General features: G+C 58.6%; 26 protein-coding genes and 3 pseudogenes. 15 read left to right on the top strand and 14 right to left on the bottom strand.

The genetic code is table 11. The annotated features are described in order from the left end of the window. Positions 1–2: 2 nt before the first annotated feature. Positions 3–1,004 (top strand): type IV secretory system conjugative DNA transfer family protein, encoded by a 1,002-nt coding sequence (locus AC1RKJ_RS22605; RefSeq protein WP_492793315.1) that lies wholly within the window; start codon positions 3–5, stop codon positions 1,002–1,004. On the opposite strand, the gene AC1RKJ_RS22610 is transcribed toward AC1RKJ_RS22605, so the two are convergent. From AC1RKJ_RS22610 to AC1RKJ_RS22655, 10 genes are all read right to left on the bottom strand, one after another. Then, complete coding sequence (locus AC1RKJ_RS22610; RefSeq protein WP_100554899.1) at positions 911–1,891, bottom strand: c-type cytochrome; 981 nt, start codon at positions 1,889–1,891, stop codon at positions 911–913. The two genes, AC1RKJ_RS22605 and AC1RKJ_RS22610, sit on opposite strands and share 94 nt — an antisense overlap. Further along, positions 1,888–2,538, bottom strand: coding sequence for a c-type cytochrome (locus tag AC1RKJ_RS22615; RefSeq protein ID WP_100554900.1), 651 nt, complete (start codon positions 2,536–2,538; stop codon positions 1,888–1,890). The genes AC1RKJ_RS22610 and AC1RKJ_RS22615 overlap by 4 nt, the downstream gene beginning before the upstream one ends. 159 nt (positions 2,539–2,697) lie before the next feature. Further along, complete coding sequence (locus AC1RKJ_RS22620) at positions 2,698–4,146, bottom strand: bifunctional metallophosphatase/5'-nucleotidase (RefSeq protein WP_492793289.1); 1,449 nt, start codon at positions 4,144–4,146, stop codon at positions 2,698–2,700. 10 nt (positions 4,147–4,156) lie between these two features. Beyond that, complete coding sequence (locus tag AC1RKJ_RS22625; RefSeq protein ID WP_100554902.1) at positions 4,157–4,567, bottom strand: DUF302 domain-containing protein; 411 nt, start codon at positions 4,565–4,567, stop codon at positions 4,157–4,159. A 188-nt stretch (positions 4,568–4,755) separates the two neighbouring features. Next, complete coding sequence (locus AC1RKJ_RS22630) at positions 4,756–5,241, bottom strand: DoxX family protein (protein WP_492793290.1); 486 nt, start codon at positions 5,239–5,241, stop codon at positions 4,756–4,758. A gap of 220 nt (positions 5,242–5,461) precedes the next feature. Next, complete coding sequence (locus tag AC1RKJ_RS22635) at positions 5,462–5,851, bottom strand: rhodanese-like domain-containing protein (protein ID WP_100554904.1); 390 nt, start codon at positions 5,849–5,851, stop codon at positions 5,462–5,464. Beyond that, positions 5,841–6,761 (bottom strand): MBL fold metallo-hydrolase, encoded by a 921-nt coding sequence (locus AC1RKJ_RS22640; RefSeq protein ID WP_100554905.1) that lies wholly within the window; start codon positions 6,759–6,761, stop codon positions 5,841–5,843. Before AC1RKJ_RS22640 ends, AC1RKJ_RS22635 begins: the two co-directional genes overlap by 11 nt. Before the next feature lie 31 nt (positions 6,762–6,792). Continuing rightward, entirely contained in the window at positions 6,793–7,593 is an 801-nt protein-coding gene (locus tag AC1RKJ_RS22645; RefSeq protein ID WP_492793291.1) for a sulfite exporter TauE/SafE family protein, read from the bottom strand. A 19-nt stretch (positions 7,594–7,612) separates the two neighbouring features. Further along, entirely contained in the window at positions 7,613–8,134 is a 522-nt protein-coding gene (locus AC1RKJ_RS22650) for a rhodanese family protein (protein WP_492793292.1), read from the bottom strand. Next, entirely contained in the window at positions 8,131–8,457 is a 327-nt protein-coding gene (locus AC1RKJ_RS22655; protein WP_492793293.1) for an ArsR/SmtB family transcription factor, read from the bottom strand. The genes AC1RKJ_RS22650 and AC1RKJ_RS22655 overlap by 4 nt, the downstream gene beginning before the upstream one ends. A gap of 318 nt (positions 8,458–8,775) precedes the next feature. Here AC1RKJ_RS22655 and AC1RKJ_RS22660 point away from each other — a divergent pair, with 318 nt between their 5' ends. After that, the gene (locus tag AC1RKJ_RS22660; protein WP_492793294.1) at positions 8,776–10,278 is read left to right on the top strand and encodes a multicopper oxidase family protein; all 1,503 of its coding nucleotides are present in this window, start codon (positions 8,776–8,778) and stop codon (positions 10,276–10,278) included. A gap of 130 nt (positions 10,279–10,408) precedes the next feature. Here AC1RKJ_RS22660 and AC1RKJ_RS22665 read toward each other — a convergent pair whose 3' ends face one another. From AC1RKJ_RS22665 to AC1RKJ_RS22680, 4 genes and pseudogenes are all read right to left on the bottom strand, one after another. After that, positions 10,409–10,627 carry a metal-sensitive transcriptional regulator gene (locus AC1RKJ_RS22665; RefSeq protein ID WP_244626182.1) on the bottom strand — a complete coding sequence of 73 codons (219 nt, stop codon included), beginning with the start codon at positions 10,625–10,627 and terminating at the stop codon, positions 10,409–10,411. Between the two features lie 116 nt (positions 10,628–10,743). Next, positions 10,744–11,492, bottom strand: a pseudogene (locus tag AC1RKJ_RS22670) (COG4705 family protein). A 176-nt stretch (positions 11,493–11,668) separates the two neighbouring features. Then, positions 11,669–12,202 (bottom strand): cytochrome b, encoded by a 534-nt coding sequence (locus tag AC1RKJ_RS22675; RefSeq protein WP_100554911.1) that lies wholly within the window; start codon positions 12,200–12,202, stop codon positions 11,669–11,671. A 41-nt stretch (positions 12,203–12,243) separates the two neighbouring features. Continuing rightward, on the bottom strand, positions 12,244–12,558 hold the full coding sequence (locus AC1RKJ_RS22680; RefSeq protein WP_492793295.1) for a ferritin family protein: 315 nt from the start codon (positions 12,556–12,558) through the stop codon (positions 12,244–12,246). A 178-nt stretch (positions 12,559–12,736) separates the two neighbouring features. On the opposite strand from AC1RKJ_RS22680, the gene mbfA reads away from it, so the two are divergent. The 13 genes and pseudogenes from mbfA to AC1RKJ_RS22745 all read left to right on the top strand — a co-directional run bounded on the left by mbfA (position 12,737) and on the right by AC1RKJ_RS22745 (position 26,075). After that, positions 12,737–13,708 carry an iron exporter MbfA gene (gene mbfA, locus AC1RKJ_RS22685; RefSeq protein WP_492793296.1) on the top strand — a complete coding sequence of 324 codons (972 nt, stop codon included), beginning with the start codon at positions 12,737–12,739 and terminating at the stop codon, positions 13,706–13,708. 495 nt (positions 13,709–14,203) lie between these two features. After that, positions 14,204–14,868, top strand: a pseudogene (locus AC1RKJ_RS22690) (response regulator transcription factor). Positions 14,869–15,023: 155 nt separating this feature from the next. Further along, positions 15,024–15,446, top strand: coding sequence for a hypothetical protein (locus AC1RKJ_RS22695; protein ID WP_492793297.1), 423 nt, complete (start codon positions 15,024–15,026; stop codon positions 15,444–15,446). Between the two features lie 16 nt (positions 15,447–15,462). Next, positions 15,463–16,176 carry a sensor histidine kinase gene (locus AC1RKJ_RS22700; RefSeq protein WP_492793298.1) on the top strand — a complete coding sequence of 238 codons (714 nt, stop codon included), beginning with the start codon at positions 15,463–15,465 and terminating at the stop codon, positions 16,174–16,176. Positions 16,177–16,298: 122 nt separating this feature from the next. After that, the gene (locus AC1RKJ_RS22705; protein WP_492793299.1) at positions 16,299–16,898 is read left to right on the top strand and encodes a phosphatase PAP2 family protein; all 600 of its coding nucleotides are present in this window, start codon (positions 16,299–16,301) and stop codon (positions 16,896–16,898) included. After that, the gene (locus AC1RKJ_RS22710; RefSeq protein ID WP_492793300.1) at positions 16,888–17,142 is read left to right on the top strand and encodes a PilZ domain-containing protein; all 255 of its coding nucleotides are present in this window, start codon (positions 16,888–16,890) and stop codon (positions 17,140–17,142) included. The genes AC1RKJ_RS22705 and AC1RKJ_RS22710 overlap by 11 nt, the downstream gene beginning before the upstream one ends. Before the next feature lie 392 nt (positions 17,143–17,534). Beyond that, positions 17,535–17,681, top strand: a complete 147-nt coding sequence (locus tag AC1RKJ_RS22715; protein WP_492793301.1) for a hypothetical protein — start codon at positions 17,535–17,537, stop codon at positions 17,679–17,681. A 145-nt stretch (positions 17,682–17,826) separates the two neighbouring features. After that, positions 17,827–18,621 carry a COG4705 family protein gene (locus AC1RKJ_RS22720; protein WP_100049829.1) on the top strand — a complete coding sequence of 265 codons (795 nt, stop codon included), beginning with the start codon at positions 17,827–17,829 and terminating at the stop codon, positions 18,619–18,621. A gap of 577 nt (positions 18,622–19,198) precedes the next feature. After that, positions 19,199–19,510, top strand: a pseudogene (locus AC1RKJ_RS22725) (FtsX-like permease family protein); the annotation flags it as partial. Between the two features lie 453 nt (positions 19,511–19,963). Then, positions 19,964–20,524, top strand: coding sequence for a Chromate resistance protein ChrB (locus AC1RKJ_RS22730; protein ID WP_492793302.1), 561 nt, complete (start codon positions 19,964–19,966; stop codon positions 20,522–20,524). After that, positions 20,517–21,785 (top strand): MFS transporter, encoded by a 1,269-nt coding sequence (locus AC1RKJ_RS22735; RefSeq protein WP_492793303.1) that lies wholly within the window; start codon positions 20,517–20,519, stop codon positions 21,783–21,785. Before AC1RKJ_RS22730 ends, AC1RKJ_RS22735 begins: the two co-directional genes overlap by 8 nt. Continuing rightward, on the top strand, positions 21,763–22,875 hold the full coding sequence (locus AC1RKJ_RS22740) for a multidrug transporter (RefSeq protein ID WP_492793305.1): 1,113 nt from the start codon (positions 21,763–21,765) through the stop codon (positions 22,873–22,875). The genes AC1RKJ_RS22735 and AC1RKJ_RS22740 overlap by 23 nt, the downstream gene beginning before the upstream one ends. Continuing rightward, positions 22,872–26,075, top strand: coding sequence for an efflux RND transporter permease subunit (locus AC1RKJ_RS22745; RefSeq protein ID WP_492793306.1), 3,204 nt, complete (start codon positions 22,872–22,874; stop codon positions 26,073–26,075). The genes AC1RKJ_RS22740 and AC1RKJ_RS22745 overlap by 4 nt, the downstream gene beginning before the upstream one ends. Positions 26,076–26,119: the final 44 nt, after the last annotated feature.

Here is a 26,119-nt window from a genome sequence, read left to right on the forward strand (position 1 = left end):
ATTTGCCGACATGGGTCGTCGACAGTTTCAATCAATATATCGCGCTCGAGCCGGAGACGCGCAACAGCGCCGTCTTCAATGTCAACATGGCGATGTCGCTCTGGAACAACGGGCTGATTTCAGCGGCAACGGAGACCTCAGACTTCGACATTCGCGAGCTACGCCGCCGGCCGATGACGATCTTCATCGGTTGCACCATCGCACAGTTATCGATCTTCCGACCGCTGATCCGCATCCTGTTTCAGCAGGTCCATGATCTGATGATGGTGAAGATCCCCCGCGAGGACGAGCCACACCAAGTGCTGCTGATGCTCGACGAGTTCTATCATGTCGGAAGGATGGACTCGCTGATCTCGAAGATCACGATCAGCGCCGGCTATGGCTTCCGCATGGCCATCATCATGCAGGACATTGCGCAGCTCGATGAGCTCTACGAACACGCGCATCACGACGGTGTCCGGTTCCCAGATCAAGCTGTTCATCCAGATCAACGACCTCGTGACGTCGGAGTTCGTGTCGGAGGTGCTGGGCGAGACAACGCAGGTCTACCAGACACCAATCCAGCGGCCCGGGCAGGGGATATTCGCGCCGCGCGTCTGGTCTCCCCACTACACGCCGCGGCCGCTGCGCAGCCCGCTCGAGCTGCGCGAGATGTCGGCACGGCGTTCAATCCTGCTGGTGAAAAACTCGCGATCGTTCGAACTGACCAAAATCCGACACTAGACGCCCACGCTGGCCGCAAAGAAGGACGACCGTCGCGCCGCCGTTGTCTCAACGGTGCGTCAAAACTCCTGTTATATTCATGGGAACGTCACGGCGCTTGGCACCGCGGGTCGCCATCCACGCCTGCGTGGAGCCGTGCGGCCACCGGGCGTTTCGAGAGGTCGTCAAGCTCAAGCGGTGCGTTGACTCACTCATTCTTTGCAGGTGCCCCGAGTGAGGAGCTCTGGCCAAGCACGACGCCATTCACCGATTGGCCATACATCGACATGGGTGAGTCGTGATACTTCTTGCGGGTTTCGGCAACCGAGCCCGAGAATCGCGGATCCTGAGGACGCTCCTGGCTATCGATAAAGGTCGCCACGTCCCAGGCTTCCTGATCGCTGAGCGTGTTGCCCTGGCTCAGCGGCATGTTCGCTTTGATAAAGCCGGCGGCATTCGTAATGGAGCTCATGCCGGCTCCCCAGTTGTACGAGCGCGCTCCCCATAGGGGCGGAAACACCACCGTGCCGTCGGACGAGTTTTGTCCCTGCCCCGTAACTCCATGGCAGACAGCGCATTTTTGCACATAGACCTGCTCCCCGTGACCATAGTCGAGCTTGGCAGGCTTCGGTAGTTTCGGATAACCGCGACCGGGCAAATCGACGCCGGTCGGCGCACCCTTCGCCAGGAAATAGGCATAGGTTTCGATGGCGACGAGAACGTTGTCGCCCAAGGGGGGCGCCTTCCCGTTCATGCTATAACGAAAGCAGCCCTGTACTCGCTGCTGAAATGTGTTCACATGACCGTTCTTGTCGCGGTACGCCGGATAGGCGACGTATGCGGCCCAGAGAGGCGCGGAGTTCGCGAGCCGGCCTCTGTCGATATGGCAGTTCGCGCACTGAAGCGCGTTACCGACGAATTCCTTGGCATTGTTCTGAGTATCATGGAAAATATCCGAGCCGAGCCTGACCATTTTGCCGAAATCGTCGTCGGGTATTTCGTCGTCGCGCGGAGGCGTGAAGACCTGCTTCGCCTGCGCGCCCTTGTCAGTCGCATTTGTGTCCTTCGTTGATGTCCCCGCGGTCTTCGGGTTTTCTGGCCGCGGAAGCGAATAGCCGACAAATCCGGCCAGCCCGAGAAAGAGCAAGCCCGCTGCCCAGGTTTGCGGGTTGGGTCGGCTTTCGCTCATGGCTTCGTTCCTTTCTGCCCTGCAGATGCCGAAGCGACTACTGGCAGGCTGGCATAGTATGCGCCGACCGCGGCCATCTGCGCTTCATCGAGCTTGCTCGCGATCCCCGTCATCAAATTCAACGGATCGTTGCCGCGCTTTCCTTCCTTCCACGCTTTCAGCTCTTTTACGATATATTCGGCGGATTGGGCGGCCAGCTTCGGAAACGAATCACCAACACCTTGTCCGGCCCGGCCGTGACATTGCCCACAGCCCGGCAAGCCCTTGGACCAATCTCCTCGCAGCGCGAGAGCAGCACCTATGGCGAGGGTCTTGTCATCCGGCTTTTTCGGCTCCTGCACTTTGGGGGCCGACAATGCGCCGTAAAAGGACGCCACCGCTCCGCGCTCGTCCGCGCCAAGCGCCTTGGCGATGGGGTGCATGGTTTCACTTTCGCGTTTTCTGTCGGCAAAATCGTTGAGCTGGCGCAGAAGATATCCGCTATCAAGTCCGGCAAGCCTCGGATAAGCGGCATCGAGCCGCCCCTCGCCTTGATTGCCATGGCAGGCGGAACAGGCAGGCGCCCCCTTATCGTTGCCATTCGCTGCTATGCCGCTGCCGTCCGCCGCAATCGCGGTCGCGATGAACAGTCTTGCCAGCAAGATCATGAAACAGCCAGCCGAGACTAGCGCGAGAAGGTTGACAGACGTCGTCGACCGAGCAGGCAAGTTCTCGGGAGCTTCCGCGCGTTCCGCTGCCCTTTGATCCCCGGATGGTGGTAGCGACTGGAATGCCAAAATGTATGTCCCGTAAGTCCTGCGATTTCATCACACAGGAATAAACCGCCCCAGACCCTCGTTCGGATGAGTTGATTGCCTCCGAAAATAGTCTTGTAGTGCATTGATCGCCTTGACCGGCAAGTCTTGCCGATTCCGACCAAATTTCTGAGGCACACCTTGGGCGGTCACGAAGGCTGCTTTGTAGCTGTGGTCCGCCGCTAGGGCCGCGTCTACCGTAAAGATGTGCTCGATTCGATGGCCCGGAGGATTTTCAAGCTTGCCGTAGATGGTCAATCCCCTGAAGCGCTTGAGGTAGCCGCCCATCTGCCCGAAAGGATCGGCTGAAAATGTCCGCTCTAGGCTCTCCTCCATCATCTCTTGGATTTCCACGCCGGTAAGGTCTACGGTCGAGATCGGCGGATTGCTCGGAATGATATTCCAGAGATCGTTCATGGTAACCGGGCCTGGTGGGACCGGTGCACCATATCGCCAACCATTTGAAAATGCGATATCCGTTCCCCCGGCTTTCGCAGCGGCCGCAAGGAGCACATCGTCCATCGACGCGGAAAGGATCGTGTCGCGGTGCAATCCGATAGGTGTATTGCCGACAATCTCTGCCAACATGGCGCGATGGGGACTCATTACTTCGTCAACAAGGCGCTGCATCACCGGGTCCGGCTCTATAGCATCGCTGACGGAAATAAGCTGATGCTGTACATCAGAAATCCTTCCGTCGGTTACGTTCAGGTCCAGCCGTCCAACAAAGGATCCATGGCAACCGGACTGAATGATGAGTGTGTTCCCGATCCGGGCGGGGCGTTCGAGCCGGTTGTGCGTGTGACCGCTGACGAGGATGTCGATGCCCTTAACGGAGGCCGCGAGTTTGACATCTTGAGGAAAACCCAAATGCGACAATACGACAATCAGGTCGACTCTCTCGGCGCACTTTAGCCGATTGATCTCTGCAGGTAGCTCATCTAGACCCAAGGTGAAGCGGAGGCCCTCGCTGAAATGTGGCGGCATGCTTTTGTCAAGGATTGTGGCTGCGATTCCGATCACGCCGACGCGCAGTCCGGCGCACTCGAGAGCCACGGATGCGGGAAAAGCTCGATCACCGGTCGCCTTGTCGTAGCAGTTGATGGCGAGCATCGGGTGGTCAAGCCGATCGACCACCTTGCGGAAGTGCGCGGGGCCCCAGGCAAACTCCCAATGCGCCGTCATAGCGTCGAGTTTCAGCGCGTTGACGAGCGGGATCAAAGCTTCACCGCGACTTACGGCGGCGGGGTATGTCCCATGAAACGTATCACCATTGTCGAGAACCAAGACATTGCCAGGATTTTCACGACGCGCGGAATTTAACAGCGAAGCGATTCGCGCGTATCCTCCGAGCGTGGGGTAAGACGCTTTGCTTCCGCTCCAGACAAGCTCTGGATGGGGTTCCAGGTAGCCATGTGTGTCGTTGATCTGAATAACTGTCAGATTGCAGGATTGTGTCATTCGACCTCCGCTACGCTGGCGGAGCTTGCTTGGCTCCAATGTCTGCAATTACTTCCTGCAGCGCAGCGCGGACGCTTGCTGCAATTCCAGCGAGCTTGGGGTTCTCGATTGCTTGCATAGACGCTACCGGATCCACAGCTGAAATTTCAGTACGACCCGAATCACGCTCTTGCAGGACAACATTGCAAGGAAGCATGGTGCCTATTTTATCCTCAGCCTGGAGCGCTTGGTACGCCATTTTTGGGTTGCAAGCGCCTAGGATACGGTAAGGATGAAAGTCCACATCCAGCTTCTTCTTTAATGTTTGCTGCACATCAATCTCGGTGAGCACACCAAAACCATGTTTCTTCAAGGCTTCGGTAGTCGCAGAAACGGCGGCTTCCATCGGCAAATCGACAGTCTTAGAAAAATGGTAGCTCATGAGCGTTTCTCCAGGCGCGGTAAAATATGCGGGGTTAGCTTCGCTGTTAACGCCGTTCGACAGCTAAGGTTCACTGACATCGCGAATGGCTCGGGTCGAACGACAGCACGCCTACCACTAGCCGCGTTCAGTCGGCGGCAGCAGCACCGGCCGTCGCGGTGACTCCAGCCGCGACCGAGAGCTATTTCCTAGCTCGCCTTCGCACGATTCGTAGCACTCCCGTCCACAGTAGGTTCAACGGCTAAAGCTAACGCGCGGTCGATTGCAATCGCACCCGATCCGTTAAAGGCGAAATGAATCAACGCGCCAAGGATAGCTATATTCGTGAACAACGGCCCGGCGTGGCCGGGAGCCACGTGCAGCGTAATCGTAATCGGCACCAGAGTCATGAAAAGCGCGACGGACGACAGCCGGGTCATAAAACCGATAGCAAGCGCGACCCCGGCCGGAACGAAAATAGCTCCGGAAACCCAGAGCAAAACAGATGGATTGCCGATCGTGTTGATTGTATTTGCCCACGGCGATTCAGCTATCCGCTCAAGCATCTGACGATGCTCCACGAAATGTCCGAGCCCGCCAACGATGAAAATGAGGCTGAGGCAACCGCGAAAAATGAGGTCCGAGAAGCTTGAGTTTGTTTTCGAGAACCGCTGTAATTGCGCAATAAATGTCACTCTTCAATCTTTGAGATGAACGGCCCAGGCGCACGCCAATTAACGCTCTCGTTTATCGGCCAGAGGACAGGTACTTGGCGAGCGCTGCACCTGCCAACACCAGCACCACGATGACGACAATCCATGTGAGGCCCATGCCAAACATCATTCCTCCGCCTGCACCGTCCATCATTGTCTTGGGTCCTTCTGTTTAGATTGCACTAGTACGTCACGATCCGACTCACGCCGCGCTTTCGGTTTCGCCGCCCGCCTTTTGCATCGCCGGGAATCCACCGGCTACATGCGAGACGTTGGCGATACCGATGCTCTTGAGCGTCTTCGCAGCCAGCGCTGATCGGTTGCCGGAAGCACAATAGAGCACCAGCCGCTTGCCGCTGCTCAACGGCTTGACATGGGTTGGGCTGTTGGGGTCGGCATGGAATTCTAGGAATCCGCGTGAGGCATGCACCGATCCCTTGAGAACGCCAGTCTTGCGTCGCTCGTTGGTTTCCCGGACATCGACGAATACCACATTCGGGTCGTCCATCAGTTTCACGGCGGCGTCCGCCGAAAGCGTCTCGACCTCCGCCGTGGCCTCGGCGACGAGTTCTTTTGCGCTCTTAATGTTCATGGAGGTCTCCTTCATTCCAGGGCGCGCTTTCGAGCGCCCCAAGGGGGATTTTGAGATAACGCCGGCCGTTCGACTCTGGATCGGGCAGCCGACCGCCTCGAATGTTCACTTGCAGGGATTGCAATATCAGTTTCGGCATAGGCAGTTTCTTGTCACGAGTCTGCCGAAGCGCCACGAACTCAGCTTCGGTCTTCGCCTCTCTAAGATGAATGTTTTCGGATTTCTGCTGTCCCACCGTACTTTCCCAGGCGGGCTGGCGCCCGCCTGGCATGTAGTCGTGTCCGGTGAAAACCTTGGTGTCCTCTGGCAACGCAAGAATCCTATGGATACTTCTCCAAAGTGCGTGCGCATCCCCACCCGGAAAATCGGCGCGTGCCGTTCCGAAGTCTGGTTGGAACAGGGTGTCATGAACGAAGATTGCATCTCCGACACCGTAGGCGATCGAGGCAAGCGTATGCCCCGGCGTAAACATCACCTCGACATCACAACTGCCGATTTTGAACCGCTCGCCGTCGACGAACAGCTTGTCCCATTGCGAGCCGTCGGTCGGGAAGGTGTCGGAGTAATTGTAGATTTCTTTCCAGAGCTTCTGCACTTCGACGACCTTTTCGCCGATCGCGGTCTGGACGCCCGTTTTGCCCCTGAGATAGGCCGCTGCCGAGAAATGGTCGGCATGCGGATGCGTGTCGAGAATCCATTCGAGCGTGTAGCCCTCGTTCCGCACATGATCGAGTAGCTCATCGGTCGACCACGTAGCTGTTGAACCGGACTTTTCATCAAAATCGAGAACAGGGTCGATGATGGCGCAGTGCCGGGTCTCGGGATCCGCGACAACATACTGCACACTGAAGGTGCGTTTGTCGAAGAACCCCTTGACGATTGGACGCCCCTGCAACGCTGACTTCACCATGCAACCGTCCTTTCCTGGAGATAAGAGATGTTCAAGCCGCGAACAGCGTCACCGTTCCGCGCGCGACGACGTAGAGGCCGACCAGAATAACCAGGCCAGCGAACGTCAGATTGAGTGACCGCTTCCTTGCTGCGAGCGCTTTTCCGAACGCCACACCGGCGACGCCGCCAACCAGGCCGCCGAGAACGAACAGGCTGGCAATCGGCCAGTCGATCATTCCGGAGATTGCATAGCTCGCTGCAGTTGCTGCCCCGAATGCTGCGACGGCAACGAGAGAGGTGCCGATCGCCATCGTCAGGGGCATCCCGGTCGCAAGCATGAGGCCGGGCACGATCAGGAAACCGCCTCCAATTCCGAAGAAACCCGACAACAGTCCGACCGCAAAACCGATGCCCAGCAGCAGCGGTAAAAGCTCGCGTGCCGTTGTCATCGACAATCGCACCTCCCGATTCCCCGCCGTACTGCGGCTGCGCAGCATGGTGATTCCCACGATGATCATCAGCGCGCCGAACAGGACCAGGAGTTTCTGCCCATCGAGCGCTTTGGCCACCGTAGAGCCCGCAACCGCCCCGAACACGCCGGCTGACGCAAAGACGGCCGCACAGCGCCACTTCACATTTCCGGCGCGGGCATGGCTCACCACGTTGCCGAGTGCGCTCAGTGAGACCGCAATAGCACTTGTGCCGATAGCGACATGTGGCGACGTGACCCCGACAGCGTAAACCAGAAGAGGAACTGCGAGGATAGAACCGCCGCCTCCGACAAGGCCGAGCACCAGACCAACAATTCCGCCCGAAATCGTTGTCGAAATGCCGACGGGAAAGTCCATCATGGCTCAGCAACGCTCCCTGTTACGCCTGAGCCATTCGATTCCACGGAGCAAACGCGAGAATTCGGGCCATAACGCAGGTGCCGGTGCTCCCTGCGAAGATCAGACCGGCGCCGACGAATCCCGATAGGGCGTAGAACCCCGGATGCAGCAGCGCGCCCAAACCAACGCCAAGAACCACGAGACTGCCTGCCGCGATCTGCACCTGCCGCATTATTTCGATCGGCCGGCGGGTATCCTTGAGAACCGGCAGCCCGGCCGCTTTCCAGGCGTTCAGTCCGCCACGTAGAATGTGTGCGTCGCCGCCGGCAGCGACCGCGAGCTTTTCCGCCGCTGCACCGGTTCGGCTTCCTGACCGGCAGTGAAAGATCAGCAGCTGCGCCTCGTGCCGATCCAGCGGAGCGGTAAGGCGGGACAATGGAACAGGCTTGGCATTTGGGATACGCTCGCGCGCATGTTCGTCCGGTTCGCGCACGTCGATGAGCAAGGCCCCCTCTTCATTGATCAAGCGCAATGCTTCCTGTGGATCATGATGTGTGGTCATTTGCGTTTTCCTGATTTTCTGACCGGCTTACAAAACAGCCGATGAAGCGTTGCAAAAAGCTCTTCAATCCGCCCGTCCGCGATTCGGTACCAAACCGTGTGGGAATCTCGTCGAAACGTGACGATTCCCTCGTCGCGCATTTTCGCAAGATGTTGAGACAGCGCGGATTGGCTAATGCCGACTGCATCGACGAGGGAACCCACGGTCGCTTCGCCGTATTCGACCAGCTGGCAAAGAATCATCAACCGACGCTCATTCGCGAGCGCGCGGAGAATGCCCGCCACTTCCATGGCGCTTTTCTCAAAGTCCGCGAGATTCAGCATAGTCGTCACTTTGTCACTTGCATTGCATTAGTAATTGCTAATTTAGTGTGTTATGATATTAATTCAAGAGGCCTCGTGCAGATGCCAGTCCGGATACTCTATTCGCGTCACGGAAGGTGGCCGAAACAGGCCTTAAATGCGCGTTAGCCGCAAAGGGACGCCTGGTCGATATCTCGGATGACCGTTGGGTTCTTCTCCCGCGATTGAGCCCAGGGTTCTGATATAATATTAGATATTGCTAATTTTTTCGGCCGCCATATCTGTTTCTCATCAGCACGTGGGCGTTCGAATGACATCCATTGAACCGCAGGCGTACCGATGAAATTCAACCGCCGATCCTTTCTTGCCGGTGCTGGGGTTATCGGCGCAGGCGCCTTCACGTCCTATTATGCCGATTGGACCGCGGCGGATGCGGCAGCGGAACGGCAGCCCCTGCGGATGCCTCCACTTATTGACGCGCGGAAAGAAGGCAACGCGGTTGCGCTACGCGTGCAAGCGGGCACGACTGAATTCTTTCCGGGACGAGCGAGCGCTAGTCTCGGGTACAGTGGGAGCTACCTTGGTCCTTCAATCCGTGTCTATCAGGGGGACGACGTTGAGATTGCCGTGACCAACACGCTGAACGAAGACACCACGGTTCATTGGCACGGCCTTCTCATTCCAGCCGAACTCGATGGCGGACCCCACCGGATCATCACCGCTGGTAACGTCTGGCGTCCGGTGCTGCCTATTCGCCAGCCAGCCGCCACGCTGTTCTATCATTCCCACGTTCACGGGCGGACTGGAGTGCAGGTGTATTCCGGGCTGGCAGGCTTGCTGCTTGTTACCGATGAGGCCGAGCGGGCTCTTGCTTTACCCTCTGAGTACGGTGTCGATGACCTTCCCGTGGTCATTCAAGACAGGCAGTTCGAGGACGGGCTAATGGTGGTCCCGCAAGGAATGATGACGATGATGCAGGGACGTCGTGGCAATACCATCTTGTCCAATGGCACCCCGAACGCCACGGCGCGTGTTCCAAATCGATTGGTGCGTCTGCGGCTCGTAAATGGGTCTAATGCCAGAATCTATGACCTTTCGTTCAGCGACAATCGAACGTTTCACTGGATCGCAAGCGAGGGCGGTCTTCTCGATCGCCCCATCAGCGTCAGCTCGCTCACACTTGCGCCGGGCGAGCGCGCCGAGGTGTTGGTGGACTTTTCGAATGGCCAAGCCGTGTCCCTCAAGACGGCTCCGGACACCAACATGCCGATGATGATGGGACCGCTGGCAAAAGCACGCAATTTCGCGAAGGAAATTCTTGGCGGTCAGGGCGAGACAGTATTGCAGTTTGACCCCGTTGGAGGCCATGGCGCGCCTAGCAAGATTCCAGAGCGCGTTGTGGAACGGCCGCGTGCGGATCCGTCGAAAGCCAACACACGACGCCGATTTGTTCTGAATATGGGGATGGGTGGAATGGGCATGGGGGGTATGATGGGCGGAGGGACGGACTCGGGTGGCGGCATGGTCATCAACGGCCGTCCGTTCGATATGAACCGCATCGACGAAAAAGTCCGGCTGGGTGATACTGAAATCTGGGAAGTATCGGGAGAGATGATGTTCCACCCCTTCCATATTCACGGAGTGCAGTTCGAGGTCCTTAGTCGCAACGGCGGCAAGCCGATTCTTCGCGACGCCGGTACTCGTGACACCGTAGTCATTAGAGAGCCGGTGGAATTGCTCGTGCATTTCAATCAGCCTGCCGAAATAGCGCCATTTATGTATCACTGTCATATCCTGGAGCACGAGGACAACGGCATGATGGGACAGTTTCGCACAATCTGACATCGATCGAATAGCTGCACCGCCGTTCCATTCGATCCCTCTTTCCAGCCATGCGACCCCGTGCCTGCATGCTCATTGGCGGGGAGTGCATAGAAGCCCTTACCCGCCAAGATGGAACTTGCATCGCCGCTCATCGTTCCGTCCGGCCAATGACGGCCATCAATTCGGCGACCTTCTTTCGCTGGTCTACTTTGTCGCCACTCGCGATGGCGTGTTCGACCCAGTGGGAGACATGGTCTTTCAGGACTTCTTCCTCGACCCGCCGCAGCGCGGCACGGACCGCTGAAATCTGCGTGACGATGTCGATGCAGTAACGCTCCTCCTCCACCATCCTGGAAAGGCCGCGCACCTAGCCTTCGATCCGGCTGAGGTGTTTTTGACAGGGCTGGTCCGACAGGGCAAGCTGCTCGATTACGTTTATGTTCCCACCTCTATTCGGCTCTCGCCTGGATGCCTGCCAGCCCTCTACGGCAGCAGCAGTATGCAGGCGACGATAAACGCCGCGAGAATTGCCGAGATAGAAGCGGCTAAAGGCCATGCCGCCGTCAGCAAGCGGCTTATCGAGCAGGTCGCCCACGGTGGCTCCCAGTGGCCGCGTAAGGATGAACGCACTCCAGAACAGCAGGGTGCGTGATACATTTGTATAGAAATAAGCTCCAGCAATCACGACAAGACCGGCACCGAATACGAGCGCACCCCTTTCATAACCGAGCCCGGTCGTGTCAGCCATCCAATCACCGAGCGCCGTACCCAGGTTTGAGAAAACAGAATAGCGCCCCAGTAGAACATCTCGATCTTCGGCGAAATTCACGGTGTCGACGGATACCGAGCCGGCCGACCAATACCAAACGCCTAGGGCTGCCATGAGGAACAGGAAAAGGATCGATGCGCCGCCGGCATAACCGATGCCGAGCGATCGGTCCGCAAAATCGGCCATGGTGGACCCCGCGGTCGTGGTTGCAACGATTACGCCAATAAAGGAACGGGTGGAATTTCTTCGCGGATACCTGTGCGGCGATGGCTGCAACGAAGATGCTGATAAAAATCGCGCTGCCGATTGCGTAGCCAAGATGCATCGACATTAAGACGGCATCACCGGCAGTTTCGCCGAGCGTCGTGGCGGCGACCTTGATGATCCAAAAACCCAAAGTGACTACCGGAACTTTGCTTGCATGAAGATCGATAACACTGACTGTTTTGCGAGGAGCTTCCATTATTTGATCAACCTTGTCGTTAATCCGGGAACCGTAGGCCAAATTTTGTCGCACCTATTCCGCTGCGCAACGAGACTAACCGAAGCGCGAACGTCTGGCTGCAAGTGCCTGAGAACAGTTAGCCCGACAGAGTTAGGAGCGAATTAGCCCGCCGCCTTGACAGGAGCCCGAAGTGATCATGACCCGGGAAGCATTCGCTGCATGATCCGGTCGCGCAAGACGAAGACATGTATGAGGGCTGCAATAACGTGAATGCCGATGGCGATGAGCAGTCCCCATTCGGCTGTTTGATGCCAGCCACCGATCAGGCGGCCAGCGACGGATTCGGGAGCGGTCAGCATCGGCAGCGGCACAGCGAAAAAGAATGATATCTGCCAGCCCCTAAACGATGCAAAGAACCAGCCTGTCACGGTGGTTGTAAAGACCAATCCATAGAGAAGCCAATGAACGTTCTCTGACATGAGACGCTGCCAGCGCGGCAGCGTATCCGCCGGTGCGACAGGGTGGAACAGACGCCATACAAAGCGCAAGACGATCAGCATCAGGATGATAAGCCCGATCGAGATGTGCAAAGTCATGGCTTTTCCGGGCGTCGCGCCCCGCCGAATGTCGGGCATCAGCCAACCGATCGGGAACTGGACCAGGAGGAGCGCCACGATCATCCAATGGAAGACCTTGGCGGTATTTCCGTAGCTGAGTTGTTTTGTCATTCGGCAATCTAAGTCTCAATGAGAAGGAATGGATCGCAGTCTCAGTCTGCCTTCTTCTCGGCCTTCTCCGCCGCTTCGACGATATCCCCGTCGGTGAACAGAATGCCCTTGAGAATCTCTCGCCACTCCTTCTTGCGTCGAAGTAGAAATTCCAGGTCCATGCCGAAATGCTTGAACTCCTCCTTTTGGGCATTTTCCATGATCGCGCGAGCTTCCTTGTCCTTCTCCAGTGAAATTCGCTGCTCATACCAGCCGATTGCCTCGGCTTCTTCGACAAGCCCGGTGATCATCCGCGCAAAGGTGCGTGTCTCCGAAGAGAGTTCTGCAGCAGGCTCATGATACTGTTCGGTGGCCATACTCGGTTCCTATGATCGTTGGTTGAGAGAGTCCATTTTTGGCCGCACTACGGGTTACATCGGTTTATGCAGCTCCGCGAAGACGGGGTGCCGTAACGACAAAAAGAAGGATTGATCGCGGCGCCGCTCCCCCCTATACACGATTTAGAATCATTCTAAACAAAATAATGGGTGCGTCGTGAAAAAATTTGCCGATCTGTCTGAGCGCGAAGTTTTGGCTGTTGCCATTTCCGGCGAAGAAGAAGACAGCCGCATTTATATGAGCTTCGCCGAAGATCTCAGCGAGCGCTATCCGGAGTCTGCCAAACTGTTCGAGGGGATGGCAGAGGAGGAAAAGGGCCATCGTCATCTCCTGCTCGAAATGTACGAAAAGAGCTTTGGTCCGAATCTGCCCCCTATTCGGCGCACCGACGTGAAAGGCTTCCTGAGACGCCGTCCGGTTTGGTTGACGAAGAACTTGTCGCTCGACGTCGTCCGCAAGGAGGCGGAGATCATGGAGTTCGAAGCGCAGCGCTTCTATTCCAAGGCAGCGGAGCAGGCTACCAACGTGGGAGTCCGAAAGCTCTTGGGGGACCTGGCGGAAATCGAGAAAAGCCACGAAAGCCTGGCGGCAAAGCTTACCGACAAGATTCTCACGCCGAATGTCCGCGAGGAGGAGGACAGGACACGCAAACGCATGTTCGTCCTTCAATATGTGCAGCCCGGCCTCGCCGGTCTGATGGATGGTTCGGTCTCAACTTTGGCGCCGCTTTTCGCTGCAGCCTTCGCCACCCATCACAACTGGCAGACGTTCCTGGTAGGTTTGGCGGCATCAATCGGAGCCGGTATCAGCATGGGCTTTGCGGAAGCGCTGTCGGACGACGGCTCATTGACCGGGCGCGGCTCGCCATGGTTGCGCGGGGGGATCTGCGGGCTAATGACGACGCTGGGAGGACTGGGTCACACGATCCCCTATCTCGTTCCCGACTCCTGGCAGAACGCGTTTTGGATCGCAACCGCCATCGCCGGTGTCGTCGTATTCTTCGAGCTTTGGGCGATCGCATACATCCGGGCCCGATACATGGACACGCCGTTCCTCCAAGCCGTTTTCCAGATTGTGCTCGGAGGCGCGATTGTGCTTGCGGTCGGCATTCTTATCGGAGCCGCCTAGTGTCGGCGTGAAGTGAGCATACCCGACCACCCTCGTCAGCACGGGTGAAGACGCTCGGGCGATAGCCGCCGCGGCATTTAAGCGGCGATCAAGGACGGAAATCGTCCAAGGCCTGGTTGCGGGTGCCGTGTGACACAGGGTTTGTTCGCGAGATTGGTCGCGGACGCATCTCCAGCTGAACTGCGCGTCACAGCGTTCGGCTACTTCTATCGGCCGGGCTCTCGATGGCCGTCGCCGGTGTTGTCGCGGGACCGTTGTGGGATATTCATGGTCAGCCGCCAGTTTTCTGGCCGGGGCATTCTTCATTCTCTTTAGTAGGTCTGTTTATGATGCGTGGCGCGCTTAATAATGCGCCGGCGGAGTGACCCATCCCGACGGAACGAGGCCCAACCGTCGCTCATGCGGCTCGACTGCGCCGATTGCAAGATATTTGATTGACAGCAATCAGACGCCTCTAATCGCTATCGACGGTTTGTCGTTTGACGGAAGCAGCATATGCGAATTCTGCTAATTGAGGACGACCCGATGATCGGCAAAAGCCTGGTCCGTGCGTTGCGCGATCAAGGCATGTCCGTTGATTGGACAACGAGCGGCATTGAGGGCGAAGAAGTATTGGCCGTCGGAGGCCACGCGCTGGTGCTGCTGGATCTGGGGCTGCCTGGCAAATCAGGACTGGATGTTCTCAGGACCGCGCGAGCGGCCGGAAACAAAATTCCTGTCGTCGTGCTGACGGCTCGCGACGACCTGGACAACAGGATCGCTGGTCTGGACCTGGGAGCCGACGACTATATCACCAAACCATTTGAAGTACGCGAACTCGTCGCACGCATGCGCGCCGTCATGGGAAGGCAAAGCGGTTCCGCCAGATCGGTGCTCGAAGCAGGTGGGATTACATTAGATATGGAGACTCATGAAGTGGCCTTCCGAGGCAACCACGTCCTGCTTCCCGCTCGCGAGTTCGCGCTGATGCGAGCTCTGATGGACAGACCCGGCGCTATCCTGTCTCGCGAACAGATCGAGAAGCGGCTCTACGGCTGGGGCGAGGAAGCGGAAAGCAATGCGGTCGATGTCTTGATCCACTCGGTCCGCAAAAAGTTTGACAAAGACATCATCCAGAATGTCCGGGGGCCGGGTGGATGATCATCAAGACCTCGCCATGAAATCCTTACGAAACACTGCGCTTGTGTGGATGACCTCGCTCCTGACAGTCGTGGGGATATTAGCAGTCGTGATTTCGTATCAACTGGCGTGAAACGAGGCCGCAGGCTTCCTCGACAGCCAGGTACGTCAGATCGCACTCAACGCCGGCCAGGGATTGGTCGCCGACGCGGCACCCCCGGCAGACTACGATCCGGAGGACGACTTCGCTATTCAGATATGGGACGCTGCGGCAAAGAAGATCAGAAATTCTACCGGCGAAATAGAGGTGCCTCTTCAGGCAAGTCCGGGCTTTGCGACAATTTCGGCAAGCGGCGAAGAGTGGCGAGTCTACACATTGGGCGATGCCCGACGTACCGTGCAGGTCGCACAGCGCATGGTCGTTCGACAGGAGCTTGCCGAGAGCGCTGCGATCGCCGCGGCCGCGCCGATCCTGACCGTCATTCCGTTGACCTGGCTCGTTATTGGCTGGTCGCTTGGCGGCGTAATGGGAAGTTGGCGCAGCTTGCGCAGGCGATCGCCGATCGCGGCGGCGATAGCAAGGAACCTCTCTCCGTCGAGGGAGTGCCGAGGGAGGTGAGGCCCCTGTTGACGCGATGAATATTTTGATTGGACGTTTGCAAATCGCGCTCGATCAACAGCGGCGCTTCGTTTCCGATGCCGCGCATGAATTGCGAACGCCCCTGACGGCACTGCAGCTTCAGATCGAGAACTTGTGGAACGATGCCCCCGTTGGGAAAATCGGGCAGGCAGCTTTGGAATTGGGCAACGGGATCCGCCGCGCCTCGGTCCTGCTGGAACAACTTCTCCGGATGGCGAGGTTCGAAGCACCTGTCGGGCTGGAGCATTGGGCACGGATCAGCTTGTCGGGCCACATAACCGAATGCGTGGCCGACCAGATGGCGATCGCGACCGGCAAGGAGATCGATCTAGGCATCGTTGCGCGGGATCCCGTTGAAATCTCGGGCGCGCCGAGCGAACTGAAGATTCTTTTTGGAAACCTTCTGAACAACGCAGTCCGCTACACTCCGCGCGGCGGGATGATCGACGTCTCGGTGCGATTTGCGCATGGCAACGCCGTTGTGGAGTTTGTGGATTCCGGCTACGGGGTGGCGGAGAGCGATTTGCCTCGCCTTTTCGATCAATTTTTTCGGGCGGCTCCGGCTGAAATCGATGGCAGCGGATTGGGGCTTACGATCGTGCACGCGATCGCCAGGCGTCACGGATGGGTCGTGACGGTCGAAAACCGGACCGATCGCTCGGGCATGATCGCGCGGGTCACCGGGCCAAGCTTCCTCATTCCCTCCTAAGTCTTCGCGACTACTTTGGGCCAGTAAGTCCATCCTTGCTGATGGATCGCTATTGGAATTCTCCGTGATGTTCGAAGCGTTGACCGATCGCCTTTTCGACGCAATCGCGGCAGCGCCAATGCTTGCAGGAGGGAGCCTCACCTTCGCAATGTTGTGGGCTCAATCTGCTGTGTATCTCGGTCCTTGGCCTGCTCGTCCTCCTCTGGATTTTTGGGGCGCACGCCGAGCGGCGGGCTGCCGTCGATGCCGGCTTTTCGTCGCTTCTGGCGTTGATGACGGCGGTCATCGTCTCGTCCGTATGGATGCATCCTCGTCCCTTCACGGTTCTGCCAATCCGCAACTATCTCAATCACGCTCCGGACAGTTCCTTTCCAAGCGATCACAGCACCCTGTTATTCGCGCTGGGCTTCGCACTCTTGATATCCACATCCAGGCCAGGTCGTCAGTTTGGAGCTCTGGCTGTGGTTCTGGGCGTCTCGGTGGGCTGGGCTCGAATCTTTCTCGGCGCTCACTATCCATTGGATATTGTCGGCGCTGCCGTGGTAGCCGCGATAGCCGTATTGGTCGTTGCATCGCCGGGGGGCCGCACAATTGGCGCGCGCCTGACCGTTTGGGGGAGCATCTTTTTGGCTGGTCGATCGCTAAGAATCTACGGCAACGCTTTTAAAAATCGAAGTCCCGTCTTCGATCTGAAACTGTTTGGCATGTCAAATGAACGATAAGCGGACTGCATCGCGACATCGCGTTTTCAAAGCGGGGAAAATAGCATTTGATGGTGGTGTGATCGATTGCACCGTTCGCAACCTTTCAAAAACCGGCGCGGCGTTGGAAGTCGAGAGCCCCGTCGGCATTCCTCACAAATTCACCTTGGTGATCGAATCGGATCGCATCCGGCGGGGTTGCCATGTCGTTTGGCGGAAGGAGCGGCGCATTGGTGTCGTGTTCGACAACGACCCGGAAAACTGAAATATGGTTCGCGCGGAAACCTTGCCGTGTGGAACAAAGTTGAATTTTAAGCAATCTCTAAATGCCTTTTCGATGAGTCCCTCATTCGCCCCTAACAATTGATGGCTACAGACCCCTGACGGTGGCGACTTACGGCATCCAGGAAATCAACATGCCACAGCTTGCGAACAATCTATCCCGCGCGACCTTGATCGGACTTACTCTTCTGACCGCGACCGCTTCGTACGCCATGGGCGGCAGCAGCCTCGCAAAGGAAGCTGCGATCACCCTCGATCAGGCCCGCGCCGCCGCAACGAAGGCGCAGCCGGGCACAATCGGGGGTCACATTAACGAGTGTTCCTTCGGGGCCGGCCATCGTCATCTCATACGCTTCGAATTCGGATGCAAATCCGGTGACCAATAAGGCGATCCGTCTGGAGAACGAACGTTACTTCTTCTGGAAGGGCGGTAAGCTTGCCACCTTGACTCTGTCGGCGCCATACGGCGCGGACAACGCCGATCAGTGGCTCCTGATGGCGAAGAGCTTTAGGTGGCTCTGATGATAACGACCACGACGACGCAAAGCTGCGAATATCGTTGCAACATCGTCTGCGTCATTTGGCGACCGCAAGGCTTCGCGACGAAGCTGGCCGTTCGCTGCGCGATGAGAGAGCTGCAAACTGAACAATCAATGGGGCGCATCCTATGATCGCGATGGAAAATCAGCGTGTTTCGACCATGCTCAACAAGGTTCCGGAAATCACTATCTCGTTCTGGATCATCAAGGCCATGGCCGTGACCGTCGGCGAGACGGCCGCCGATTTCCTGAACACAAATCTGGGTTTTGGACTCACGGTCACCTCGTGGATTATGAGTGCGTTTCTTGCCGTCGCACTGATCGTACAGTTCGCGCGCAAAAAATATGTCCCGTCGATCTACTGGATCTCCGTCGTGCTCATCAGCGTCGTCGGCACCTTGACTACAGATAATCTCGTCGACAACCTCGGCATCAGTCTCAAGGCGACCACGCTCTTTTTCGGCATGGCGCTGCTCGTCACATTCGCCGTGTGGTATGCGGTTGAGCGAACACTGTCGATCCATACAATCTATACGACGCGCCGCGAAGCGTTCTACTGGCTCGCTATTTTGCTCACCTTCGCTCTCGGCACGGCGGGCGGGGATCTCACAGCAGAAGGGCTGGGGCTGGGTTACGCACAGGCGGGACTCATATTCGGCGCGCTAATCGCGGTCGCCGCATTCGCCTACTATTTCCTGAAGATGGATGCGGTTCTGTCATTCTGGCTCGCCTATATTCTGACCCGCCCGTTGGGAGCTTCGTTCGGTGATCTGCTTTCGCAGCCGCTCGACAAGGGCGGATTGGGGCTCGGCGCGACGCTCACCAGCGTGATCTTCTTCGTATGCATTTTCGGCCTCATTGTTTTTATGACTATCAGACATGGCAATCGCGGATTGTCCTATAAAGCATCCGGTCAAAGCTGAAGTTTGCATTCAGATCCGGCGACCTTCAAACGAGCACAAGTTCGTTTGAAGGTCGCCGGGTTCGTGCAGGGCCTGGTGTTCGTGTCCTCCGGCGATAGCCATTGGCTTGAATATGGGTCGGATTCCGCGATCCATCCGCGATCAGAGGCAGACGGGAGTCTGCGAGCAGCCGAACCCCTCATTCGCCACTAAGTCCCGACTATTATGTTTTCGAACAGGCACCTCGCACGAGAAACCGACATATCTCAAAAACAATGTGAATCCGGATCGCGCCAATGGTGCGTCCAAAAAGTCAGAACGACCGCCGGAGGAGGGCTTTGATGGCGGCCGTCGCTCTGGCCACCTCCCCGCGCGTTCTTCTTGCCGATGAGCCCACAGGGCAAGTCGACGCCGCGACAGAGGAGCGCGTGCTGGATCTTCTTGGCAGACAACGCGCGGCCGGGACTGCAATTTTGATTGCGACACATAGCTAGGCGCTCGCCGGACGGGCGGACCGGGTCATTCGCCTCGAAGACGGACGTATTGTCGATGCCTAAACCATTCATCCAAGCGATCGACGTCGCCAGGACTAGCGGAGCGCAAGCGCAGTTTCACGCTCCTGACCGCGCTCGGCGCAACACGCTCGCAACTCGGAGGATTCTTATGGGTCGAAGGACTGCTCGTTGTCGCCGGCGGCACGACCCTTGGACTGATCACAGGATTCACGATCGCGGCGGCTATGGTGGCGATCCTCGCAGGTGTGTTCGATCCCCCTCCGGAAGCCTTGTCGGTTCCCTGGCTGTATTTGATGGTCGCGATCGTCTCAAGCTTTGCTTGCGGCGCCATCGCAATCGCCTTGATGCAAACGCGTTCCAGCAAGCCTGATCTCGAAGCGCTTCGCGCCGGATAGTGTTTGCATCAAAAGGGGCAATTCTTGCTGTCACGATTGGATCGTTTCCAGTCAAATTTGCGAACAATGCGATGAGCGACGAGTGCGCCAAGCACGATAAGTTCGCGAACCAGCCACTATCTGTCCCCCGGCTAAAGGCATGCGCGGCGTTGTCAGCAGGCTCACCACATAGGCCAGCGCAAACATAGAGGCGAACGTGACCGGCATCCACCGCCAGCCTGCCGTTTCACGCCAGATGGCGAGCGTCGACGCGCATTGCGGCGAAGATATACCGCGTCAGCAGTGAAAACGCGGTCGCTAGACATTTGAAGAGCCATAAGATGAATGCAACAGGTGTTGCATTCATCTAGCCTTCCGGATATGCAACAGGTGTTTTAACAGGGGAATATTCTGATTCCAAATCAGTGGCTTCTGTTCTTGGGGCAACTTCCTGCCGCTCCCTCCAGCGGGCGCGTGGCACTGTGGCGCCGTCTTCGTGCCGCCGGAGCCGCCAGCGTGCTGAACGGGGCCTGGATTCTAACGGTCACGGACGAGCACAAACTGCTCTATGCGCAACTCGTCGAGATGGTTCGCGCGCAAGGCGGCAGCGCCACCGTTTTTGCGACCGCTGCAACCAGCGACGAAGAAGAGCGCGCCATCGTTGCCCGGTTTCAGGCTGACCGAGCACGCGAATACGACGAGTTTGCCGAGCGGTCCGGCGAATTTCTTGCCGAGATCGAAAAGGAGACCCGGCGCCGGAAGTTCACGTTTGCAGAGCTTGAGGAGATTGAGGATGACCTCGACAAGCTTTCTACCTGGCTCTCCAAGATCAAGGCGCGCGACTTTTTCCCCGACGCCCGAATGCAGCAGGCGAATGAAACGCTCGAGACCTGTGGCACCGCTTTGCGAACCTTCGCCGACGCGGTCTATGCGCAAGAGGGCATTGTAGACGCGGCTGATGACCGCACTGGTTCGTCGGATACCGCGACTCCGAATCCCCCTCTCAAGAAGCGAGGGAGACCGCGGGATGGCTGACCGGGTTCTTGCCGCCTCCACGTTAGTTCGAGACCTGCCGCGCGGAATCTGGGCGCTTGGGTTCGTCTCGATGTTCATGGACCTCTCATCCGAGATGATCCACGCTCTCCTGCCGGTCTATCTCGTCACCGTGCTTGGAGCCTCGACGCTCATGGTCGGGCTCATCGAGGGTGTTGCCGAAGCGACGGCGATGATCACTAAAATTTTCTCCGGCGCGCTGTCAGATTGGCTGGGTCGCCGCAAGCTGCTGGCCGTTATCGGCTACGGTCTTGCCGCCCTCACCAAGCCGATCTTCCCGCTCGCAACGACGATTGAATGGGTCGTGACCGCTCGCTTCCTTGACCGGGTGGGCAAGGGAATTCGCGGGGCGCCGCGCGACGCGCTGGTGGCCGATCTCGCGCCCGCTCCGTTGAGAGGAGCAAGCTTCGGTTTAAGACAGTCCCTCGACACGATCGGGGCCTTCCTCGGCCCGCTGGCCGCAATCGGGCTTATGCTTTTCACCGGCGACAATTACGCCGCGGTGTTCTGGATCGCGGTCATCCCGGCGTTCATCGCGTTTGGCCTGATGGCGTTCGCCGTGAAGGAGCCGGAACGTGTTGGTGGCGTTGCTGCAAGACCCAAGCCGCACTTCGCCGATGCCAGACGGCTCTCGCGGCCATTCTGGGCCGTGGTGGCGGTTGCGGTAGTGCTGACACTGGCTCGGTTCAGCGAAGCCTTTCTGGTTCTCAGAGCGCTGAACGTAGGCCTCGCCATTGCGATCGTGCCGGTCGTCATGGTCGTTATGAACATCGCTTACGCGTTCGCGGCTTATCCGGCGGGCGTACTGTCGGATCGGTTCGGGCGTCAGGGCGTCCTGATCGTCGGCGTCGCCGCACTCGTGATCGCTGATCTGCTTCTGGCACTCACGACATCGGTGTCCATCCTTCTGCTCGGCGTGATGTTTTGGGGCCTGCACATGGGCCTAACGCAAGGGCTGCTTGCAACGCTGGTGGCCGACACCGCGCCTGCCGATCTGCGCGGAACCGCGTTTGGAGTTTTCAACCTCGCAAGCGGAATTGCCCTGCTCATCGCCAGCGTGGTCGCCGGAGCGCTGTGGGATGTCTACGGACCGGTCGCGACCTTCCTGGCCGGCGCAGCGTTTACCGCCATCGCTTTGGCCGGTCTGCTCGGCTTACGAAAGCAATTCCGGAAGGATTTCAGCGAGCACCTCATCAACGTAGAGCAATCGGAAAATGTCGATGGATATGAGCATGACCGGTGATGAGCACAAGAACCCCGGTGGACCTGGACGTCGTGTCGTTCGGCTTTTGGTTATCCTGGCGGCGGTCGGAGCGCTTGGCGCGCTTGTCGTTTGGGGGTTCCTCGCCGGACGAGGCGAAGCGGTGTTGGAAGCCGAGCGAGAACGTCCGGTCAAAGCTCCCTTGCGCGTGTCGGATAACGGCCGCGATCAACCCGTCGTGACGCTCGACGCCGCAACGCGCCAGCAGAACGGGATTGAAGTCACCAAACCAAAGTCGACCCAGTACCAGGATCAGGTCCGCGCCTACGGGACCGTGCTTGACCTCGACAAGCTGGTCACGCTGGACAACAGTTATGTGAGTGCCGTCGCTCAGCTTCAGAGCGCCCAAGCCAGGATCGTTGCATCGAAGGCGGCCTTCGAGCGTGCGCAGGCGCTTTCCAGGGACAAGGTCACGACCCTGGCACAACTCCAGACGGCCGAGGCCACGTTCCGCGCCGATCAAGCTGGCGTCGCTACAACAGAGGTTCAGGTCAGGACGCTAAGGGCGACGGCACTGGAAGAGTGGGGAACGGTGATTGGCAAGGCGCTCGTCGAGGGCGACCCATTGGTGACCGCGCTAATCGAGCGCCAGACTTTCCTGCTTCAGATCACGCTACCTCCAGACAAATTCATAACCCGGGCACCGAACGCGATGGTCCAATTCGGTGCAAGCGCCACGCGCCATCAAGTCCAATTCATCTCGCCCGCCACGCAAACGGACCCGAAGATCCAAGGTCTGAGTTTTTATTATTCCGCGGATGCCGCGAGTAATCTGTTGCCGGGCATGAACGTCCTTGCATTCTTGCCCGCCGGTGCTCCCATCGACGGAATCGAAATTCCGGCCTCCGCCGTCGTGTGGTGGACGGGGCGCGCCTGGGTCTATTTGCGCACCGGCGCGGACACGTTCACCCGCCACGAAATTCCAACCGATGTGCCCGCGCCCGGAGGCGGCTTCATCGTTTCCGTCAAGAGCCTCCCACAACCCACTCCGGAGATTGTGGCACAGGGGGCGCAGATCTTGTTGTCCGAAGAATTCCGCGCGCAGATCCAGGTCGGCGAGGACAACAAATGACGCAGGCAACCCCCGGTCCCTCAACGCCGTCGGGCTTGCAAGCGAATGTCATCGGCTTCGCGATCCGCTTCCGCGGCATCGTCGTGGCTATGGCCTTGGTGCTGCTCGGCTACGGCGTCCTCTCGGTTGTTCGCGCTAAATACGACGTCTTCCCGGAGTTCGCACCGCCCCAGGTCGGCATCCAGACCGAGGCGCCCGGCCTTACGCCAGAACAGATCGAGGTTCTCGTCACCCAGCCGATCGAGAATGCCATCAATGGTGTCCCCGGCGTGCAATCGTTGCGGTCCACCTCGATCCAGGGGCTCTCCGTCATCACGGTTATCTTCGCGCCCGGAAGTGACATCTATCGGGATCGGCAAGTGGTGGCCGAGCGTCTGGCGGTCGCCGCACAACAGCTCCCGGCGGGGACGGGGCCGCCGGGAATGACGCCGCTGACCTCTTCGACGAGTACCATCCTTGTCGCCGGGCTCACCTCCGACACGCACTCGCTGATGGATTTACGCACTATCGCCGATTGGACGCTGCGCCTGCGGCTTCTCGCCGTGCCGGGCGTCGCCAAGGTCGCGGTGTTCGGCGGCGATCTTCGTTCGCTTCAGGTTCAGGTACATCCGGACCAGCTCATTCGCTATAATCTCACCCTCACCGACGTTCTGACCGCGGCGAAGAAGGCGACCGGCGTGCGCGGTGCGGGCTTTATCGACACAACCAATCAACGCATCGTCTTCCAGACCGAGGGCCAGTCACTCCAGGCGGAGGATGTTGCTCACACTGTTCTGCTGAACCAGGGCGCTTCGAGCGTGCTTCTCGGCGACGTCGCCGAGGTGGTCTATGCGCCGGAGCCGCCGATCGGCGGCGCGACGATTATGGGCCAACCCGGCGTAATGCTGAATGTCTCGGGGCAATACGGGGCCAATACGGTCGAGGTGACCCAGCGCGTCGAAGAGGCGCTGGCGAGCTTGCGGCCGAGGCTGGAGAAGGCCGGTATTAAATTTCACGGCGATCTTTTTCGTCCGGCCAACTTCATCGATACGGCCACCAACAATGTCCGGGACTCGCTGGTTCTTGGTGGCATCCTCGTCATTGTGGTGCTGTTTCTGTTCCTGTTCGATCTACGCAGCGCAGCGATCGCCTGCACAGCGATCCCGCTGTCACTGCTTGCCGCCGTCATTGTCCTCGACGCTTTGGGGCAGAGCCTGAACACAATGACCTTGGGCGGGCTCGCGATCGCCATCGGCGAAGTCGTTGATGATGCGGTGATCGGCGTTGAGAACATCGTCCGACGTTTACGCGAGAACAGGCGTTTGCCGGAACCTCGGCCGGTGGGCCGGGTCGTACTCGACGCCTCGCTCGAAGTGCGCGGCGCTGTCCTTTATGCGACCTTCGCGGTTATCCTTGTCTTCTTGCCCGTGCTGACATTGCCGGGTCTCTCCGGCCGGTTCTTTGCGCCGCTCGGCATGGCCTATATCTTCGCCATTCTCGCATCGCTTGTCGTGGCGCTGACGGTGACGCCGGCGCTCTCGATGCTGCTGCTCGCCGGCCGCGGACGAGGGGGCGAAGGCGCGGGTGCGGTCGCCCATGATAGAGAGCCGCCCGTCGTTCGCTGGACGCGCGGGCGTTATGAGCGAATTTTAGGCGGCATCGCCATCCATCCGCGGATGGCGATCGCCGCCGCTCTGGTTTTTACCGTGGCCGGTTGTGCCGCCCTTCCGTTCTTCGGTAGCGCCTTCCTGCCCGAACTCCAGGAAGGGCATTTCATTCTTCACATGTCGGCTGTGCCCGGCACTTCGATCGCCGAATCCGAGCGCCTCGGTGCGCTTGTGACCAAGGCTTTGACCGCGCTACCGATGGTGCGCTCGGTCGCCCAGCACATCGGCCGCGCCGAGAAAGCCGACGACACCGCGGGCACGCATGAAAGCGAGTTCGAAGTCGACCTCAAATCCGGATTATCGGGCGACCAGACGGAAGGAGCGCAGGCCGACGTACGCAAGGCGCTCCGAGGGTTCGCGGGAGTCAATTTCGCGGTCACGCCATTCCTGACCGAGCGCGTAGAGGAAACCTTGTCAGGCTACACGGCTGCCGTCGTCGTCAACATCTTCGGCGACGATCTCGACACGCTCGATCGCGCGGCACGGGACGTCGCGCGTACCGTTGGGGGTATCCAGGGTGCGACGGACGTGCAATTGCAATCGCCGCCTGGCATGCCGCAGTTGACCATTCGACTCCGGAAAAAGGACGTGGAGCGCTGGGGCTTCGATGCGGTGGACGTCCTCGATTTGGTCCGCACCGCCTATCAGGGCGATGTTGTGGGCCAGAGCTATGATGGCAACCGGGTTTTCAACGTCATCACGGTGCTTGACGCCGAGAGCCGCAATAGTATCACCAAGGTCGGTGACCTCGCGCTACGCGCCCCGAGCGGCAGCTATGTGCTTCTCAAGCAAATCGCGGACATATACGAAACCGCCGGGCGCTATCAGGTATCTCATCTCGGTGGCCGACGTCTCCAAACGGTGACGGCGAACGTTGCCGGCCGTGACGTCGCCTCGTTCGTGCGGGATGCTCAGGCCGCGGTCTCTGCCAACGTAGAACTCCCGAGCGGGGTCTACGTGGAATTCGCCGGTTCGGCGCAGGCGCAGGCGCAATCCCGGCGCGACCTGCTGATTCATTCGTCGATCGCCGCAATCGGCGTGGTGCTGCTGCTGTCGATCGTAACGCGCAACTGGCGAAACCTGCTGCTCGTTCTCGTCAATCTGCCCTTCGCGCTCGTTGGTGGCGTGCTGGCGGTATTTGCGACCGGAGGCGTACTCTCACTCGGTTCGATGGTTGGTTTCGTGACACTGTTCGGAATCACGCTGCGCAACTCGATCATGATGATCTCCCACTATGAGCATCTGGTCGAAACTGACGGCATGCTTTGGGGTCTCGAAGCTGCAATCAAAGGCGCCGGCGACCGGCTGACGCCGATCCTGATGACCTCGCTCGTTACTGCGCTCGGTCTCCTGCCTCTCGTGATCGGAATGGGAGATCCAGGCCGTGAGATAGAAGGCCCCATGGCGCTCGTGATCCTGGGAGGCCTGCTGACCTCGATGACCCTGAATTTGCTTGTCTTACCCACCCTAGCCCTGCGCTTCGGGCGGTTCGAGTCGGCCGTCGATGAACTCGGCGGCGGTTCGCCTGAATTGGCGAAACAAAACTCGAGCTAATATCTTACCAGTACCCGCAGCCGAATGTTTCCGGAACGAGCGAA

Source organism: Afipia sp. GW822-FHT04G07 (assembly GCF_058800765.1).